General features: G+C 64.2%; 17 protein-coding genes. 5 read left to right on the forward strand and 12 right to left on the reverse strand.

The window, feature by feature from the left end:
- Window positions 1–16: 16 nt before the first annotated feature.
- The 4 genes from flgE to flgB form a co-directional block, all read right to left on the reverse strand.
- The gene (gene flgE / locus AB4Y31_RS08715; RefSeq protein ID WP_368673607.1) at window positions 17–1,252 is read right to left on the reverse strand and encodes a flagellar hook protein FlgE; all 1,236 of its coding nucleotides are present in this window, start codon (window positions 1,250–1,252) and stop codon (window positions 17–19) included.
- A gap of 33 nt (window positions 1,253–1,285) precedes the next feature.
- Entirely contained in the window at window positions 1,286–2,008 is a 723-nt protein-coding gene (locus tag AB4Y31_RS08720) for a flagellar hook assembly protein FlgD (protein ID WP_026230150.1), read from the reverse strand.
- Window positions 2,009–2,016: 8 nt separating this feature from the next.
- A complete protein-coding gene (gene flgC, locus AB4Y31_RS08725) occupies window positions 2,017–2,439 on the reverse strand; it encodes a flagellar basal body rod protein FlgC (RefSeq protein WP_020566496.1) in 423 nt (140 codons plus the stop codon).
- Between the two features lie 98 nt (window positions 2,440–2,537).
- Window positions 2,538–3,050: a flagellar basal body rod protein FlgB gene (gene flgB / locus AB4Y31_RS08730; protein ID WP_368673608.1), complete on the reverse strand. Its 513-nt coding sequence runs from the start codon at window positions 3,048–3,050 to the stop codon at window positions 2,538–2,540.
- A gap of 320 nt (window positions 3,051–3,370) precedes the next feature.
- On the opposite strand from flgB, the gene flgA reads away from it, so the two are divergent.
- From flgA to AB4Y31_RS08745, 3 genes are all read left to right on the forward strand, one after another.
- On the forward strand, window positions 3,371–4,741 hold the full coding sequence (flgA, locus tag AB4Y31_RS08735; protein ID WP_368673609.1) for a flagellar basal body P-ring formation chaperone FlgA: 1,371 nt from the start codon (window positions 3,371–3,373) through the stop codon (window positions 4,739–4,741).
- A gap of 219 nt (window positions 4,742–4,960) precedes the next feature.
- The gene (gene flgM / locus AB4Y31_RS08740) at window positions 4,961–5,314 is read left to right on the forward strand and encodes a flagellar biosynthesis anti-sigma factor FlgM (RefSeq protein ID WP_368673610.1); all 354 of its coding nucleotides are present in this window, start codon (window positions 4,961–4,963) and stop codon (window positions 5,312–5,314) included.
- A gap of 161 nt (window positions 5,315–5,475) precedes the next feature.
- On the forward strand, window positions 5,476–5,922 hold the full coding sequence (locus tag AB4Y31_RS08745) for a flagella synthesis protein FlgN (protein ID WP_368673611.1): 447 nt from the start codon (window positions 5,476–5,478) through the stop codon (window positions 5,920–5,922).
- A 164-nt stretch (window positions 5,923–6,086) separates the two neighbouring features.
- Here the strand turns inward: AB4Y31_RS08745 and AB4Y31_RS08750 are convergent, their stop codons facing one another.
- From AB4Y31_RS08750 to flhB, 5 genes are read right to left on the reverse strand one after another with little or no spacing between them, the layout of a single operon-like run.
- Window positions 6,087–6,815 carry an RNA polymerase sigma factor FliA gene (locus AB4Y31_RS08750; RefSeq protein WP_026229813.1) on the reverse strand — a complete coding sequence of 243 codons (729 nt, stop codon included), beginning with the start codon at window positions 6,813–6,815 and terminating at the stop codon, window positions 6,087–6,089.
- A 32-nt stretch (window positions 6,816–6,847) separates the two neighbouring features.
- Window positions 6,848–7,720, reverse strand: a complete 873-nt coding sequence (locus tag AB4Y31_RS08755) for a MinD/ParA family protein (protein WP_368673612.1) — start codon at window positions 7,718–7,720, stop codon at window positions 6,848–6,850.
- The gene (flhF, locus tag AB4Y31_RS08760; protein ID WP_368673613.1) at window positions 7,713–9,761 is read right to left on the reverse strand and encodes a flagellar biosynthesis protein FlhF; all 2,049 of its coding nucleotides are present in this window, start codon (window positions 9,759–9,761) and stop codon (window positions 7,713–7,715) included. Before flhF ends, AB4Y31_RS08755 begins: the two co-directional genes overlap by 8 nt.
- Complete coding sequence (gene flhA / locus AB4Y31_RS08765; protein ID WP_085952731.1) at window positions 9,758–11,818, reverse strand: flagellar biosynthesis protein FlhA; 2,061 nt, start codon at window positions 11,816–11,818, stop codon at window positions 9,758–9,760. The genes flhF and flhA overlap by 4 nt, the downstream gene beginning before the upstream one ends.
- A 38-nt stretch (window positions 11,819–11,856) precedes the next feature.
- Window positions 11,857–13,095 carry a flagellar biosynthesis protein FlhB gene (flhB, locus tag AB4Y31_RS08770; protein WP_368673614.1) on the reverse strand — a complete coding sequence of 413 codons (1,239 nt, stop codon included), beginning with the start codon at window positions 13,093–13,095 and terminating at the stop codon, window positions 11,857–11,859.
- Window positions 13,096–13,324: 229 nt separating this feature from the next.
- On the opposite strand from flhB, the gene AB4Y31_RS08775 reads away from it, so the two are divergent.
- Window positions 13,325–13,621, forward strand: a complete 297-nt coding sequence (locus AB4Y31_RS08775; RefSeq protein WP_368673615.1) for a type II toxin-antitoxin system Phd/YefM family antitoxin — start codon at window positions 13,325–13,327, stop codon at window positions 13,619–13,621.
- 8 nt (window positions 13,622–13,629) lie between these two features.
- On the forward strand, window positions 13,630–13,950 hold the full coding sequence (locus AB4Y31_RS08780; RefSeq protein ID WP_368674459.1) for a type II toxin-antitoxin system RelE/ParE family toxin: 321 nt from the start codon (window positions 13,630–13,632) through the stop codon (window positions 13,948–13,950).
- Between the two features lie 163 nt (window positions 13,951–14,113).
- Here AB4Y31_RS08780 and AB4Y31_RS08785 read toward each other — a convergent pair whose 3' ends face one another.
- From AB4Y31_RS08785 to cheZ, 3 genes are all read right to left on the reverse strand, one after another.
- Window positions 14,114–15,397 (reverse strand): DUF3443 domain-containing protein, encoded by a 1,284-nt coding sequence (locus AB4Y31_RS08785; RefSeq protein ID WP_368673616.1) that lies wholly within the window; start codon window positions 15,395–15,397, stop codon window positions 14,114–14,116.
- Window positions 15,398–15,425: 28 nt separating this feature from the next.
- Window positions 15,426–15,935, reverse strand: coding sequence for a DUF2844 domain-containing protein (locus AB4Y31_RS08790; protein ID WP_018441497.1), 510 nt, complete (start codon window positions 15,933–15,935; stop codon window positions 15,426–15,428).
- Between the two features lie 221 nt (window positions 15,936–16,156).
- Window positions 16,157–16,873: a protein phosphatase CheZ gene (cheZ, locus tag AB4Y31_RS08795; RefSeq protein WP_018441496.1), complete on the reverse strand. Its 717-nt coding sequence runs from the start codon at window positions 16,871–16,873 to the stop codon at window positions 16,157–16,159.

Raw genomic sequence — 16,873 nt, forward strand, 5'->3', positions numbered from 1 at the left:
ATCGAAGCGTCAGCCGTTACAGGTTGATGAGCGTCTGGTCGACGGTCTGCTGCGTCTTGATCGTCTGCGCGTTCGCCTGATAGTTGCGTTGCGCCGTGATCAGGTCGACGAGCTGCGTCGTCAGATCGACGTTCGATTGCTCGACCGCGCCGCCCGTCAGCGTGCCGTGGTTCGTGCTGCCCGGCGCCGAGATCTGCGCCACGCCCGAATCCGACGTCTGCTGGAACTCGTTGCCGCCCAGGTTCAGCAGGCCGTTCGGGTTCGAGAAGTTGGCGAGCACGATCTGACCGAGCGTCTGCGTCTTGCCGTTCGAGTAGTTGCCCGTGATCGTGCCGTCCGCGCCGATCGTGAAGTTCGACAGCTGGCCGCTTGCATAACCGTCTTGAGCCAAATTGTTGACGCCGTCCGTGCTGCCGTATTGCGTCGTGCCCGTCAGGTTCAGCGTGACCGATTGCGGTGACGTACTGCCGTCGCTGTTCGTGATCGGGAACGTCAGAAGACCGGTGCCTGACGTCGAGGCGGTCCCCGTCGCGGTGGTCGACGTCAATGCGCCCGACGAGCTGAATCCGACCGTCCCGATCTGGGTCACCGCTCCGCTCGTGCCGCCGTACACATCCCACGTGCCCGAGCCCGTCTTTGCGAAGTACATGTTGACTTGCTGCGAGCCGCCCAGCGAGTCGTAGACTTGTATCGAGGTCGAGTAGTTGTAGGTCTGCGCGTTCGTGGCCGAGAACGGCGTGACGGTCGGCACCGTGTCCTGCGAGTTGAGGTTCAGCTGCGCCGTGATGTTTTGCGTCGCCACCGGAGCGATGTTCGCCGTCTGAATCTGGATCGGCACCGTCTGCGCCGTGTTGACGACGCCGCCCGCGCTGGCCGCGTAGCCCATGAGCTTCAGGCCCTGAGCGTTCGTGATGAAGCCGTTCTTGTCGAGCTGGAACACGCCGTTGCGCGAGTACTCGAGCGCGCCGTTGTTCGACATCTGGAAGAAGCCCTGGCCGTTGATCGCGACGTTGAGCGCCGTGCCCGTCGTGTTGATCGTGCCCTGCGCGAAGTCCTGCTGAACGTTCGCGAGCTGCGTGCCGATGCCGATCTGGTTATTGACCGACGTGGCGATCGTGTTCGCGTAGACGTCGGCGAACTCGGCCGTGCTCTGCTTGAAGCCGACCGTGTTCGCATTGGCGATGTTGTTGCCGATCACGTCGAGGTCGCTCGACGACGCGGCCAGGCCGCTCAAACCTTGCTGGTAGCCCATTGCTGGTCTCCGTTCGGATAGTCCGGAATTCGATTAGAGGATCGCAGCGACGCTCGTCGCGTCGACGGTCGAGCCGTCCGAGAGCCGCAGGCCCGTCGTGCCAGAGCTTTGCTGGATGACGGAGAGCACCTGCTCGCCGGAAAGCGTAGTGACGCTGCTCGTCTTTCCGCCGACCGTCGCCGCGGCCGAAATCGTGTAGGTGCCGTCGCTGAGTGTCTTGCCCGACGAATCGGTCGGCGTCCACGAGACGGGAATCGTGCCTGCCGATTGCGCACCGAGGTCGATCGTGTTGACGAGGTTGCCCGAGGAGTCCTTGATCGTGACTTGCACGTCGGTTGCGGCTGAAGTGAGCTCGACGCCGAAGCCCGGCGACTTGCCGCTCGAGACGATCGCCGAAGTGCCCGGCACGAGCACGTTTTGGCCGATGAGCAGCGACGATTGCGCGTTCTGTCCTGCCTGCAGTTGCGAGGCGAGCGACGTGAGCGTCGTGTTCAACTGGCTGATGCCCGACACCGTGTTGATCTGGGCAAGCTGCGAAGTCATCTGCGAGCTGTCCATCGGATTCGTCGGGTCCTGGTTCTGCAGCTGCGTGACGAGCAGCTTCAGGAAAGTGGTCTGCAGATCGCTCGCGGACGACGAGCCCGTCGACGATGACGAGCTCGTCGTCGAAGACGACGACGACGTGCCGTTCATCGTATTGAGCAGCTGCTGCGAGACGCTGCTCGCGCTGGAAGTGCTGGAAGTGGAGCTCAACAGGTCTCTCCTTACGAGCCGATCGTCAGGGTTTTCAGCATCAGATTCTTGGCGGTGTTCAGCGTCTCGACGTTGGCCTGATACGAGCGCGAGGCCGAGATCATGTTCACCATTTCCTGCACCGGGTCGACGTTCGGCATCGTCACGTAGCCGTTGGCGTCGGCCGCCGGGTTGCTCGGGTCGTAAGTCGTCTTCATCGGCGTCGGATCGTCGATGACGTTCGTCACCTCGACGCCGCCCACCTGCTGGCCCGAGCTCGTGGCCGCGCCGCCGATCGGCTTCACCGCGAAGACGACCTGCTTCGCGCGGTAAGGCTGACCATCGGGGCCGGTCGCGCTGTCGGCGTTCGCCAGATTCGACGCGGTGACGTTGAGCCGTTCGGATTGGGCTGAAAGCGCCGAACCCGCGACGGTGAAGATGTTCATCAATGACATGGCGGCATAGCCTCCTTGCGGCCTTTGGTATTAACCCCGTAGCGTTTTATCGAATTCATCGGTCGCTTATCGTTCATCGTTTTGGGCGCGCGTCGGCGTCAGCCGCCCGACGTGATCGCCGCGAGCATTCCCTTGATCTGCTGCGAGACGACCGTGAGCCCCGCTTCGTAGTGCAGCGAGTTGTCGGCGAACTGCACGCGCTCGGCGTCGAGATCGACGGTGTTGCCGTCGAGCGCGGGCTGCCTCGGAATGCGGTACGCGAGTTGGCCGTAGCTTCCGCTGTCGCCGCCGACCGGGATCAGCTTCGCATTGCCCGACATGTGGCCGGCCTCGGTCGCCGCCATCGACATGCTCACCGTCACGCCGGCCGGCTGCGCCATCGGCAGCGGCGCCGCGTTCGAGGTGCCGGCCATCGTCGTCGCGCTCGAGCTGCCCGACGCGCCCGCCTTCTTCAGGGCGCCGGCGAGGGACGAGGAGAAATCGACGTCGCGCGCCTTGTAGCCCGGCGTGTCCGCGTTCGCGATGTTCGACGACAGCAATTCCTGCCGATAGGCGCGCACATCGAGCGCCTCGCGGTTGAAAGCGAAATTGGCATCGAGTTGATCCAGCATCGAGCGTTCTCCGTTGCCAGCCAGGCTTGGCTTCGACTCGCGGCGCGAGACGAGTGACGGTTGACGGCTCCCGGGCAACGACAGGCGTACGGCATGCGCGCCGGGAAGGCTTTTTCACATGGGATGCATATTAGGGGCGAGGCGCAACCCGCAATCGGACGAATAACCGGGGAAGCAGCCCTCTATTCAACGTTTGCGCCACTCGATGGACTCCTAGAATGCCGTAGCAGTCATGGGGTCCGTGCGCTCAGGCAATGCGATGCAGCGTGCAGTGCGAGCTGCAATGAGCGCGGGGCCCGTCCGATGGAGAAACTGAACTGATGTCGCCGCTGTCGCCGCCCTATCCGCTTGAGGCCGCTTGCGCGCCCCGACGCCGCGCGCGTTCCGGCGTGCGCGCATGGACGCGCGCGGCCGTGAGTGCGTTCGCGGCCTGCGCGCTGTCGATCGGGGCAGCTCACGCGCAGCATGTGAGCGGCGGACAGATCTATATTCCCGGTCCCGGTGAGACGGTTGCGTCGGCGGCGAATACCGCGGCTGCCGCGAATGCGGGGGCTGTCGCGGGCGCCAACGTCAACGCAAACGCAAACGCAAACGCAAACGCAAACGCAAACGCAAACGCAAACGCCGCAAGCGGCATGATCGTGATCCCGGGGCCCGGCGAACACGCAAGCCAGGCCGTGGCCGTGGCGGAAACGCCGGCCACTAGCGTCGCGTTGCGGCGCGAAACGATGAGTCAGGCCGAGCAGCGTGTCACGCCTATCATCGTCACGTCATCCGCGCGTGCCGCTCGGGCGCCGCAGCCGATCGTCGTGGATCGGCCCGCCAGCGCGAACGACGCCGGCATCAGCATCGATCCCCTCGCGGCGCGCGGTGAGCCGCCTCGCCTCGGGCCGAACTCGGTTGCGAGCACGGGCACCGGTGCGCTGACGCGGGTGTCGATGAAAGTCGTTCCGCCTGCCCCCGCGCCTTCCGTGCCGGCCTCGCCCTCGCCCGCTCAAGCGCCGGCGGTTGCGCCGGCGACGCCTGCGGCGGCACTTGCGCAGGGGCAAGCTGCGTCCGCACCCACCGGCCAACAGGACGGCGAATCGATCCGCCGTGTCGCGCAGACTTATCTCGAACAGCAGACGGTCGGATTGCCTGGCAAGGTCACCGTCACGGTCGCGCCCGCGTTTGCGCGCGGGCTCGCCGCCTGCACCACGATGGTGCCGTTCACGCCGCCTGGCGCTCGCCTCTGGGGACGAACGACCGTCGGGGTTCGCTGCGCGGGCGAGCGCCCGTGGACGCTTTACCTGCAGGCGCGCGTCTCGCTCGAGGCGACCTACTACCTGGCAGCCCGCCAGATCGAACCGGGCAGCGTGCTGACGGTGGCGGACCTGACGACCCGCGAGGGCGACTTATCGAACCTGCCGCGCGAGATCGTCACCGATCCGTCGCAGGCGGTCGGTGCCGTCGCGCTCTCGCGCATCAGCGCCGGCATGCCGCTGCGGCAGGACATGCTGCGCAGCGCGACGTCGGTCACGATCGGGCAGACCGTGCGCGTCGTCGCCGTCGGCCCGGGATTCACGATTTCGTCGGAAGGCAGCGTGATGAACAACGCGTCGCCCGGCCAGCAAGTGCGCGTCAAGACGCCCGGGGGGCAGATCATCTCGGGCATCGTCAAGGACGGTTCGACGGTCGAAATCCAGATGTGAAGCGGAGATTCGGGCGGTCCTAACTGTGGCGGGACAAGGGCGAGCCTGGCCTGACGACGACTGAAAGGTGATTCGAAAGTGGATGAATGCCGGCGAAAGGATCGGCAGCGGATGGGGAAAAGGCGGAAACAGGACGGGCAAAGGGGTGGCGGGTTGCGCTAAAGTTTCGGTAAGGAGCGCCGATATCACACTCAAATCGAGATCCTCGGGAAGCCAATCGTGAAAGTCGATTCATCCACCAGTTCCAGCCTGTCGTCGACGAAAGGCGGCGTGCAGGGCACGCGCCAGGGCGGCGCGGCAAGCGGCACGGGCGCCGCGAACGCCGGTGCGGCTTATACGCCGGCGACGAGCGGCGAGTCGGGCGGCGACGCCAACGTCAGCTTGTCGGGGCTGTCGTCGCAGTTGCACGCGCTGGCGACATCGGGCGCGGCGGATATCGACGTGGCACAAGTCGAGTCGATCAAGCAGGCCATCAAGGACGGCACGCTGATGATCGACACCGGAAAGATCGCGGACGGGATCCTGGAGACCGCTCGCAATCTGCTGCAAGCAACTCAATCGTCGGGCGGCTGACGCGCTAGCGTCGGTATTGCCGAGACAGTCTCCTTTGGGGGTTCCGTTGGTCGTCCCTAAAAGGACCCATTCGGTCGTCCTTGAAGGGACTCCCTTTGGTCGCCCCACGATTGGATTGATTTGATCGATCGGGCGCATGCGCTCGTCTTTTGGCGATACCGATGAAAGACGTCCTACTGAACACCCTCATCGAAGAACATGCGACGCTCGAAGCGTTCGCGTCGCTTCTGGCATACGAGCAAAAGGCCCTAGCCGACGCGTCGCCACTCGAAAAGTTGCCTCCGATCATCGAAAAGAAAACCGAACTGACTGAAAAGCTGGCCTCGCTCGAGAAGCAGCGAGACGGGCAATTGCGCCAAATGGGTTTGCCGGCCGGCTGGAAAGGGATGGAGCTCGCGGGTGCCGACGACGCACGCGTGGCCAATCAGTGGAAGCTGCTGCAGGGCGTGGTCCAGCGTGCGCGTCACGCCAATTTGACCAACGGCATGATGATCCGCGTGCGGATGAACTACAACGACAAAGCGCTCGCGGTCTTGCGCGGCGCGACCTCCACGCGCGGTGGCGCCGCCAATGTCTACGGGCCGGATGGCCGGATGGCGGCGGTTTAGGCGTTCCGCGGCCCGTTGTGGCCTATCGGCGATGCACCGCCTCTAAAGTCCTCGCCGTTCGCGAGGCACGCTTGCTTTCCATAGTGACGAAACAGGAAGCGAAAAGGCCGCTTCGATAAGCGGCCCATCCATTCCCACGTCCAGCTAGCCAAGCATAGCGAACCTCAATCCACCCCCGCCCAAGCCATCTCGCGCAACCGCGTTCGCAGCCGCGCCACCGCTTGACTATGCAGCTGGCAAACCCGCGATTCGCTGACCTCCAACACCGCGCCGATCTCGCGCAAATTCATCCCGCGCTCGTAATAGAGCGACATCAAGAGCTTCTCCCGCTCCGGCAGCTTCTCGATGGCCTCGACAAGCGCCGCGCGCAGGCTTTCATCGAGCAGCGCCGAGAGCGGATCGGTGTGATCGACGCAATACCGATCGAGAAACGGCTCGTCGTCGGCCGACCGATCGAAGTCCTCGTAATAGATGAGCTGCGAACCGTGCAGGTCCTGCAGCATGGTCTGATATGCATCGAGCGGCATCTTCAAATGGTCGGCGATCTCCGTCTCGCTCGCCGAGCGCCCGAGCTTCTGCTCGACCTGATGCACGGCCGATTCCACTTCGCGGGACGTCTTGCGCAGGCTGCGCGGCAGCCAGTCGTTGTTGCGCAGCTCATCGAGCATCGCGCCGCGAATCCGCTGGCTCGCGTACGTCTCGAACTGCGCGCCCTGATCTTCCTTATAGCGGCTCGCTGCATCGAGCAGACCGATCATGCCGGCCTGAATGAGATCGTCGAGATCGACGCTTGCCGGCATCTTCGCCACGAGCTGCAGTCCGAGCCGTCTCACGAGCGGCGCGTACTGCGTCAGCACATCCGTCTGGGACATTTTCCCTTGAGCGTTGTACATCGAGGGCCCCCTTTTCTCCTGTCCCCTACGTGTTATGCATGCTGGCGCGCGGATGGCGCGTCAGCGAGCGCCGAGGCCGGCATCCCCGTGCCGACGAGCGCACTCGCGCGCGGCGAAAGCGCCGCGCGCATCGGCCAATAAAGCATTTCCGCCGCAACGTGCCGGTAATCGCGCGCGGCCGGCGCCGACGGAAACGCATCGACGACACAGCGCTCGAGCTCGAGCGCATGCTCCATCAGCGGATCCGACGCCACGCAGCCGGCATGTGCGATCGAAACGGTCAGATAACGCCCCGCCACCTCGGCGAGGTTCTCGAACGTGGTATGCGCATCGGCCAGGCTCGATACGTGATTGATGAGCACGCGAAACTGCCCGATCGCGTGCTCGTAGTGCAAACGTTTCATGCAGGCATACGCCTCGGTGATCGCCTGCGCGGCCACACGCGTAACGATCATGACGTCATGCGCCTGCGCGCCGAGGAGCGACAGCGCGCCCTTGCGATCGAGCCGCGCATCGATGAGCACGACGTCGGCCGGCCCGGAGAGCATGACGCCGAGCTGCGCCGCGCTGTAGCCCGCGCAGTTCTCGCGCGAGGCTGCCAGCACGGAAAAGCCGAGCTCATGCCGCGGCGCGGCCTCCTCGATACCGATTTCGCCCAGCAGCAGGGCGCGCAGACTGCCCGCGCCGTGCACGCCGCCCAGCATCGTCGAGACGGAATTCGCGCCAAGGCATTCGTCGATGACGAGCACGTCCTTGCCGATACCCGCGAGCGCGGCCGCGAGGTTGACGACCGTCGACGTGCAGCCGACGCCGATCGGTCCGCCCGTCACCGCAACGACGCGCGAGCCGGTCCTCGCGAGCAGCCTGCGCAAACCTTCGGCTTGATCGGTGACGTGCTTATCCAAAGCGAACCTCGTGCAGCTCGGCGGTCGAACGGGTCGAGAGCGCCGACAGCAAGGCGGGAATGTCGTCGTCGTGCGGAACGAACGGCGAGCCGTCGCGCGGAATGCAAAAGGCGCTCTTGATCAGGAATTTCTTCGTGGCGACGTAGAGGTTTTCGGGCACTTTCTGCCCCGTCGACACGTAATGGACAGGCAGCTTGTAGCGGATCACCGTGTCGAGCACGCCGCCGAGGTTCGTGGCTTCGTCGAGCTTCGTGAGGATGCAACCCGCGAGCTCGGGTTGACCGTCCGCGCTCTGGTAGGCCTGGACGACTTCGTTGAGCGTGTCGCCATGACTCGTCGCGTTGAGCAGCAAGAGGCGTTGCACGGGATGCCCCGCGCCGCAGAGCATTGCGATCTGATCGGAGACGGTCCGATCGCGCTGGCTCATGCCGATCGTATCGATGAGCACGATATGTTTGTTGCGCAGCTCGGCAAGGGCGAGCTGAAGATCGGCCGCGTCCTTCACCGCATGGACGGACACCCCGAGTATCTTGCCGAAAATGCGGAGCTGTTCGTGGCCGCCGATCCGGTAGCTGTCGGTCGTGAGCAGCGCCACCTTGCTTGCGCCGAAGCGCATCACGCAGCGCGCCGCGAGCTTGGCCGTCGTCGTGGTCTTGCCGACGCCCGTCGGCCCCATCAACGCGAACACCCCGCCGCGCTCCATCAATTCGTCTTCGTTCTCGAGCACGGGCAGATTGGCCGCGAGCACGGATTGAATCCAGTCCATGCCGGCGTCGACGTTCTCGACGGCGGGCAGGTTGTCGATGACCATTCTCACGAGCTGCGCCGAGAAGCCGGCCGCGAAGAGCTGCTTCGTCAGCGTGCCCTGCACGGGGCTGCGGCGCTGCCGGTCACCCCAGAGCAGCCCGGCGAACTGCTCTTCCATCATTCCGCGCAGCGAGGAAAGCTCGTTCATCACCGTGCTGCTGACGACTTCCTCGATGCGCGCACGGACCGCGTCGGCCACGGCGGCGGCACCGTCGGACGTGCCGGCGCCATCGGCGCCGCGCGCCTTCGTCGATGCGGCAACCCCTTCGAAAGCCGGTGCAATGCGCGGAACCACGCGGCGCGCAGCGGCTTCGGCCGCCTCTTGCGCCCAGTCCGGCACTTCCGCGGAAGCCAGTTCCTCGGGCGACAGAATCTTGCCCGGCGTGCCGAGCCCCTTCGCCGCAGCCGCTGACGGTGTCAACGCGTGCGACCTTGTCGGGCTGGCCGTGTGCGCCGCACGCTGCTGCGCGGCGATGCGATGAGCGTGCTCGATGAGCCACGGATGTGATTCGACCATCGTCGGCGACGATTCGGGCGGACGCGACGCCGACGAACCGGCCGCGGCCGCGCCGTTCGCCGCTGCCGGCGAGGCGGAATGCGTGGTGCCAGGACTCGTGACACCGGCTTTCGCGGCAGCCGTATGCAACGGCTTCATTTCGACTCGCGGCTCGCGCGGCGCGAGCTTGCCAGCCGACGCGCCGGCCGCAGCCGTGGTCAACGCACCGACATCGGAAATCGCGGCAGGCGCGAACGTCTCGACCGGCTTACCTTCCGCGTTCGTCGCCCCGACTTCCGCGCTTGCGCCGAACACGGCCGAGAACACGTCCGGCATGCCGTTCGCGTAGGGGTTGGCCGGGATCATGCCCGGCATGGGAGCGGGCTGCGAAGTCTGGGACATCGACGCCGAGAGCATCGGATATCCCGCCGCGGCATGCGCGCCAATCGAGACATGTGCACCGTCGGCGTCCTGCCCGCCTTGCGGGCGGCTGGCGAGGCCCGCGCCGTAGGAACCCGCGGCGCCTTGGCCATTTCCATTCGCGTTCGCGTTGTTGCCGGCCCCGTCGCCGGCACCTGGCGCGATCGCGGCGAGATCCGTATCGGCGAGCGCGACGATTTCCACGCTGCCGTCATCGTTGGTCCGGTTCGAAAGCACGACTGCGTCGGCGCCCAGGGCCTCGCGTACGAGGCGCAGCGCGTCGCGACTCGTCGCGCCGATGAATTTGCGGATATTCAAGCTAGACCCCCGATGAGGTTGACGACCTTGATCGTGCGTGTCTCAGGCACTTCGGCGTACGAGAGCACTTTCAATTGCGGCAGGCTGCGGCGCAAAAAGCGCGCGAGCATCGCGCGCAGCGCGTGCTGCACGAGCAGCACGGGCGGCAGCCCGGTGTTTTGTTGACGCACGATCGCGCGTTGCGTCTCCGCGAGAAGCGTATGGGCGAGACCCGGCTCGAGGCCTGGGTTCGCGCCCGTCGAAAGGGCCTGCGAGAGCACGCGCTCGAGATTCGCGTCGAGCCCCATGACCTGCATCTCGCCGCTGCCCGGATACCACTGCTGCGTGATCGCACGCCCGAGCGCCAGGCGCACGGCGGCCGTGAGATCGTGCGCGTCCGACAGCTTGCCGGCCTGCTCGGCGAACGCTTCGAGGATGGTGCGCATATCGCGGATCGGCACGCCTTCCTCGAGCAGGCTTTGCAACACCTTTTGCAGCGTCGCGAGCGAGAACATCTTCGGCACGAGGTCTTCGACGAGCGTCGGCGCATCTTTGCCGATGCGCGTCAGCAGCGCCTGAACTTCCTGCCGGCCGAGCAGCTCGGACGCATGCTGAACGACGAGATGGTTCAGGTGCGTGGCCACGACCGTGCTCGCATCGACGACCGTATAGCCGTACACCTGTGCCTGCTCGCGCAGGTTCGTGTCGATCCAGATCGCGGGCAGGCCGAAGGCCGGGTCTTTGGTCGGCGCACCCGGCAGCGCGGCCGTGACTTGCCCCGGATTGATCGCGAGCCATTGGCCCGGGTACGCTTCACCGGTGCCGACTTCGACGCCCTTGAGCGTGATCCGATAACCGTTCGGACGCAGCTCGAGGTTGTCGCGAATATGAATGACGGGCGGCAGGAACCCGATCTCCTGCGCGAACTTCTTGCGGATGCTCTTGATGCGCTTGAGCAGCTCGCCGTCGGCATTCTTGTCGACGACCGGGATGAGCCGGTAGCCGACCTCGAGGCCGAGCGTATCGATCATCGTCACATCGTCCCAGCTCGCCTCGTTGTTCTCGACGGGCGCCGCGGCCGGCGTCGATTCGACGAGCACCGCGCTCGCCTTGGCGGCCTCGGCGCGCTTCTTGAGGTGGCGGCCAAGCTGGATCAAGCCCGCGCCGAGCACCAAAAACGCGAAATGCGGCATACCCGGAATGAGGCCCAGCAAACCGATGATGGCGCCCGTGATCAGCAGCACGCGCGGGTTCGTGAAGAGCTGGCCCGTGAGCTGCGTGCCGATGTCCTCGTCGGTGGCCACGCGCGAAACGATGACGCCGGCCGCCGTCGAGATCACGAGCGACGGAATCTGTGCAACGAGGCCATCGCCGATCGTCAGCAGCGTATAGGTCTTGCCGGCCGAGGCGAAGTCCATGCCGTGCTGCGCGACGCCGACGATGAGCCCGCCCACCACGTTGACGACCATGATGATGAGGCCCGCCACCGCGTCGCCGCGCACGAACTTCGAAGCACCGTCCATCGCGCCGTAGAACTCGGCTTCTTGCGCGACGGCCTGGCGGCGCTTGCGCGCGCCTTCCTCGTTGATGAGGCCGGCGTTGAGGTCGGCGTCGATCGCCATCTGCTTGCCCGGCATCGCGTCGAGCGTGAAGCGCGCGGCCACTTCGGCGATACGTCCCGCGCCTTTAGTGATCACCATGAAGTTGATGATCATGAGGATCGCGAAGACGACGATGCCGACCGCGAAGTTGCCGCCGACGAGGAAGTGGCCGAACGATTCGATGACGCGGCCCGCGGCGGCCGGCCCCGTGTGCCCTTCGAGCAGCACGATCCGCGTCGACGCGACGTTGAGCGAAAGACGCAGCAGCGTCGAGAACAGCAGCACGCTCGGGAACGCCGCGAAATCGAGCGGCTTCATCGTGTACATGCTGACGAGCAGCACCATCACCGAGAGCGCGATGTTGAACGTGAAGAGCAGATCGAGCAGGAACGGCGGCAACGGCAGGATCATCATGCCGAGGATCATGCAGATCAGGACCGGCCCTGCCACCTTGCGCAAATTGGCCTGGGCCAGCATCTGCGGGCCCTTGCCGAAGAGGCTTTGCACGCGCGCGTTCATGCCGACGCTCCCGTGCCGGCGTCACGCCCCGCTGCGCGCCTCGTGCGCGTCGTCCCCGACGCCAGTGCCTCTTCCTCTTCTTCGAGCGCGTCCTCGTCCGTGACGGGCCCTTTGTCGAGATCGGCGGGGACCTCGAGCTCGGTCGGCGCGGCCGGCACGTCGCCGCCGTCGCGGCGGAAACGGCGCAGCTGGTAGACCCAGGCGAGCACTTCGGCCACCGCGTTGTAGAGCGTGCCCGGAATCTCGTGATTGAGCTCGACGTTGTGATAGAGCGCACGCGCGAGCGGCGGCGCTTCGAGCAGCGGGATGTTGTGCTCGTCGGCGAGTTCGCGGATGCGGGCGGCGACGAGGTTGACGCCCTTGGCGATGACCTTCGGCGCGCGCATCTCGCCGTCCGCGTACTGGAGCGCGACGGCATAATGCGTCGGGTTCGTCACGACGACGTCGGCCTTCGGCACGGCCGCCATCATGCGGCGGCGGGCCATCGCGCGCTGCTGCTGGCGAATGCGGCCCTTCACGTGCGGGTCGCCCTCGTTCTCGCGGTGCTCGCGCTTCACTTCTTCCTTCGTCATCCGCAGCTTCTTGTGGAACGACCAGAGTTGGTACGGCACATCCATCGCCGCGATGACGAACATGCCGGCGACGGTCGTTCCGCAGCAGACGGCGACGAGCGAGAGGCTATGGCCGATCGCCTTGAGCATGGGCTCCGAGGGCAGCGCGAGGATTTCGTTTTTGTGGTGGAGGACGGCGAGCACGCCGATGACGCCGACGACGAGCGTCTTCGCGATCGACATGCCGAGCTGGATCGGGCCATTGATCGAGAAGATGCGACCGATGCCGGCGATGGGGGAAAGCCGCTCGGGTTTGAACTGCAAGACGTTGCTCGAGAGCAGCCAGCCGCCGAGCGCCATGGGTGCGAGGAGCGCGGCGAGCGCGGTCAGGGCGAGCACGGGCGCGACCGCGATCACCCCTTCGCGGCTGGCCGTGCCGGCGCCGATCAGCATGCGGTTCGTGTCGACGACGTAGGCGTGGTTGAACATGAACGCGCCGCGCATCATGGCCTCTAGATGCAGGCCGATCGGGCCCGAGAGCGCCCATACGCCGAAGAATCCGGCCGAAAGCAATGCAAACGAAGCGAGCTCGCGCGAGCGGGCGACCTGCCCCTCCTCGCGCGCCTTCTCGAGGCGCCGGGGAGTGGCTGATTCGGTTTTCTCGAGGTCGCTGTCCTCTGCCACCAGGCTTTCTCCGCTCTTCGCGCGGCGCAATGCCGCTTTTCACTGACACGGATTATTCCCGCTGGCGTCAATCGACGATCGGCGGATAAGGGCGGGGAAAGGGGTGTAATTCGCTTGATGGTGCGGGGCTGAGAGGGCCGCGGCTGACGCTTTTGATTCTGTCCGACAGTCGTGTGGTTGGCGCCGTACCGAATTCGGTATATATTCGTACCGAACTGTGGAGGATCCTATGCGACTGGAGAACATCAAGCCCATCACCTACCTGCGGGCCGAGGCTGCGCAAATCGTGAGGGACCTCGAGGAGAGCGGGCAGCCCATGGTCATCACGCAAAACGGCGAAGCAAAACTCGTCATTCAGGATGTCCGCTCCTATCAAGCGCTGCAAGACAAGTTAGAGATGCTCAAACTGCTGGCGCTGGCCGAGCAACATCATCGGGCCGGTGAGCATGGCGACATCTCGGAGCTCTTCGAACAACTCGATAAGCTCGATCGGGCCGAATTCGGACGTACGAAGGCCGACGAGTGACGGTGTCCATGCGAGTCAGGCGTTACCCGACCGCCGATATCACCGTCCAGACTTTGCGCCGCTATCTCGTGACTCGATTCGGTCAACGAACATGGCTCGAGACCAAGGCAGCCATCGAGCGGACGATCGAGACCATCTGCCAGTATCCATTGATGGGCACGCTCGTGGACGATGAGACGCCAGCCGTCAAAGATTGGCGTCAAGCGATTACGGGCAAAACCCGAATCATCTATAAGGCGGATGGCGACACGATCTACATTGCTTTTATCGTCGACGTCCGGCAGGACCTCGGGAAGTTGTTCGATATGCTGCTCATGGCGAAGCTTTAGCCGCTAAAAAAGCGTGGCGGGCATCACGGCCGTCATTCGGGTGACGGGAGGGGACGGCGGTTCGAATGCGCCGGGCAATGCCAGGCGGGCCAAGGAAAGCGCTTATGGGCGGGGATATCACCCGCCCACAAAGCGATAGGAAAGGAAAGGTATCGACCTTCGGCTAGTACGCCACGTAAGGCGATTGGCTGCCGGTTCCTGCCGTGGCTGTGTCGTACCCGAAGTAGACAGTCTTGCCGTAGAAGAATGGCAGGCCGAAGTCCATCACATTGGAGAGGCCCAGTGTGCCGGCCAAATCGTTGAACGCATAGTTGCTGGTACTCAACGTGCTTTCGCTGGCGATGGTCATCGTCACATTAGCGGACGCCGCCGAACCGGATTTGTTCGAAACCGTCACACTGCGCGTAGTCGTCGGCGACGGACAATACCAAGTGCCGCCGGAACATTGCGCAAGCGTGCTGTCGTCGAAGAAGTAGCCGTTTGAACCAGAGTCGAAGAATCCGAAAGTCGAAGCGCTCGTCGATGAAAGCACGGTGCTATTCACGTTGCCCGATGAATCCGTTCCAAACTTGTGCGACGCTGAGTATGTGTTGTTCGACTGCGTGCCGATACCGAATGTCAACGTACCGGTGGCCGAGACCGCCCCGGAGGTATCGATCGACGGCATCGTCAAAATAATGCCGTTGTTATCGGACGTGAAGTTCGCGACCGGATTGGCAACTTGGCTCGTCAATGCCATCGTCGTTTGACTACAGGTGCTGCTGCCGCAGCTGTAATACGTGCCATTGCTCGCGGTGGTCACGCAAGTCGGACAATCATATGGCGCCACTCCGATGCCGAGAATGCCGTTCGCACCGATCGCGTTCACCGTATTCTCGGAACTGCCGGTCGTTCGCGATGTGCAGCTAGACGGCGCCGCAATGGTCGAGTCCATATCACCGAGGATCCCAATCGGAATGTTGCTCGCCGTTTCGCCGGCGATCTTTACATCAGCCCTGCGCACTGAGCCCCACGTATAGCCGTCCGCGAATACGGAGCACTCGGCAATCGCATTTCCGCTGCTGTCCGTCTCGGCCGACAGACTGCCAAGTACCGCCGAAGCAGCCGTATTCACGAGCCGCAAGCCATACGACATCGTGTCGACTTGAATATTATCGATGGTCTGGCAAGTCGAAGTCCCGGGGACGCAGACGGTCACGCTCACCGTCGGAATATTGGGCGTGCGCGTCGACGTCAACGCGCTCTTAGCGACCGTTACTGTCACTTGATTGCTCGCCGTACTGGATGAGCTCGAACTACTCGAACCACTCGAGCTTCCCGAGCTGCTCGAGCTGCTAGAACCACCGGAACCGCTGGACCCGCCCCCGCCGCACCCGGTGAGCAATGCTGTAGCAATGACCACGCATACTGCGCAGATCCTGCGCAAAAATCTGTTTTCTGATCGCACTATGATTTCTCCGCTCGTAGTCGACCGCTCATTGGATATCGCTGGCGGCTACGCCGCTCGGCAATGCGCTCGGCAGATAGGCCTGGCCCACGAAAGAGCCCATGTGCCCGCCCACATGCACAACGAGACCTGACTGTTCGACATTCGTTGGCCCGCGGCCGCCGCCTCGCTGCTCCCGCTGCGCAGCGACTGCGCTCTGCACTTGCGGAAAGTAGCTGCCGAGCAGCGTCGACAGGTCGGGCATCTGAGCGCCTTGCCATGCGATGCCGAACACATTTCCGTCCGATCCGATGTATTCGCGCACGACGGTGCCCGTTTCGAGCGTCGTTTGCTTGACCGTATAGGTGCTCGTAGACGTCGTAGAAGATGAAGATGACGAGGCCGCATGGGCCACTGTCGACGCCCTATCGACGGTCGCCCCTGATGGCGTTTGCATCGGCGCCCCGCCGAGCGCTGCGTGAGCGGGGGCCATGACCACAAGCAACGCACAAGCCGCAACTACAGCCGGCAACGTGCCCTGAATCGAACGAATGAACATGAGAAAGACTCTCCCTCGATTTGCTGTTATGTCGCTAAATCTCGATTTTCGTCTTGTAAACTACCATCACGCGGCAATCGTTTGCCACCGATGATTTACTCCGTAACACGCATGCGTCGCATCGTGCAAAGTTCATCGAGCCGCAACGACAATACGGGCGGGACCATCAAAGTCCGCCCGTTTCAAAATCGAAACAAACTGCGAAATCGCCGCCGAAATCGTCAGAACCCGAGACTCGCGAGCAGATCGTCGACCTGCTGCTGATCCTGCACGACGTCCGCCTTGCCTTGCGGATTGATCTGCGGACCGTTGAGAAGCCCGTCGTCATCGCTGCTGGTGCTGAACGAAGTGCCGGGCTCGGCCGCGAGCGCGGCCGCGTTCTGCGCGAACTGCTCGCGCCGCTCGGGCGCGATATTCTCGATCAGCACGGAAAGAAGCTGCTGCTCGATCGAATAGACGACGTCCATGATCTTCTTGATGACCTGCCCGGTCAGGTCCTGAAAATCCTGCGCCATCATGATTTCGAGCAACTGCGCATTCGTCGCGCTCGTCGCTTCCGACACTCCCCCCAGGAACGTCCGCGTCTCGGAGAGCAGCGCTCGTACCTCCTCGCGTTCGATCGGCGCGTCGTACCACTGCTCCCAGCGGCTATCGAGCGATTTCGCGTCGCTTTGCATCTGCTCCTGCATCGGCTTCGCGATCTCGATCGCACCGAGCACACGCTGAGCGGCCTGCTCGGTCATATTGGCGACATAGTTGAGGCGCTGGCGCGCGTCGGTCACCGTTTGCGCCGCGTGCTCTACCTGCTTGTCGAGCCCGAGCTCGAGGATCGAATCGCGCAGCGTGCGCGTGAGCTGACCGATGCGTGCGAGGATGCGATCGGTCGTCAGATCGGCGAGATCGGCGCCTTCGCTGAGGAGGTTTGTCGGCTGGTCCAC

It is taken from the genome of Trinickia sp. EG282A (genome assembly GCF_040965455.1).
In the GTDB taxonomy this organism is placed as follows: domain Bacteria; phylum Pseudomonadota; class Gammaproteobacteria; order Burkholderiales; family Burkholderiaceae; genus Trinickia; species Trinickia symbiotica.